This window comes from Micromonospora sp. PTRAS2 (assembly GCF_054052245.1).
Genome location: NZ_JBSWBU010000049.1, coordinates 1 through 1,267 on the forward strand (window position 1 = coordinate 1; position 1,267 = coordinate 1,267).

At 74.2% G+C, this 1,267-nt stretch carries 1 protein-coding gene; it reads left to right on the top strand.

All coding sequences use genetic code 11. From position 1 onward, the window contains the following. On the top strand, positions 1-1,267 hold a 1,267-nt coding region (locus ACVMYR_RS33090), incomplete at both ends, for a type I polyketide synthase (RefSeq protein WP_457123699.1).

A 1,267-nucleotide genomic window follows, 5' to 3' on the forward strand; every position in this document is an offset into this window, starting at 1 on the left:
AGTGGACCCGGACGGGACGACCCTGGTGACCGGGGCGTCGGGCACCCTGGCTGGGGTCGTGGCGCGGCACCTGGTCGCCTCCGGCCGGAGCCGTCGGTTGGTGTTGGCGTCGCGTCGGTTGCCGGTTGAGGGTTCCGACTATGCGGCGCTGGTGGCGGAGTTGACCGGGGCGGGTGCGGAGGTTTCCGCCGTGTCGGTGGACGTTGCCGACGCGGGGCAGGTGGCGGCGCTGGTCGCCGGCATCGACCCGGCGCACCCGTTGACGGCCGTGGTGCACTGCGCGGGCGTCCTCGCCGACTCGGTCGTCACGTCCCTCACTGCCGACGACGTGGCTGCGGTCATGGGGCCGAAGGTGGATGGCGCGTGGGCGTTGCATGAGGCGACTGCGCACCTGGATCTGTCGGCGTTCGTGGTGTTCTCGTCGATCGCGGCGACGTTGGGTTCGCCGGGTCAGGGCAACTACGCGGCGGCGAACGCGTTCCTCGATGCCCTCGCCCAGCACCGCCGCGCCCAGGGGCTGCCGGCGACCAGCATCGGCTGGGGCATGTGGGCCACCACCAGCGCCATGACCGCCCACCTCGACCGCGACGACGCGCAGCGGCTGCGGCGGCTCGGCATGACCGGCCTCACCGCGGACGAGGGCGTGGCCCTGCTCGACGCGGCCACCGCCAGGGCCGTGCCGGCGATCGCGGCGGCCCGCCTCCGCATCACCGGGGACGCCGGCCAGGTCCCGCCGATCCTGCGGCTGCTCGCGCGCGCCGGCGGCCGCCGCCAGGCGGGCGGCGCGACCGGCGGCACCGGCACCTCCTGGTCGGACCGCCTCGCCGGCCTCGCCCCCGACGAGGCGCGTCGGTTGTTGGTGGAGCTGGTGTGTGGTCAGGCGGCGGCGGTGTTGGGGCATGCGTCGGCGCAGGCGGTTGCGGGTGGGCGGGCGTTCAAGGAGTTGGGGTTCGACTCGCTGACGTCGGTGGAGTTGCGTAATCGGTTGGCCTCGGCGACGGGGTTGCGGTTGACGGCGACGCTGGTGTTCGACTATCCGACGCCGGAGCGGCTGGCCGAGCACCTGCACGAGCGGCTGGGTGAGACCACCAGCGCCGCCCCGGCCGCCGCCCGCGCCGCAGGCCCGGCGGGCACCGACGAGCCCATCGCCATCGTCGGCATGTCCTGCCGGTTCCCGGGTGGGGTGTCGAGTCCGGAGCAGTTGTGGGATCTGGTGGCGTCGGGTGGGGATGCGATTGGTGGTTTCCCGGCCGATCGGGGTTGGGAT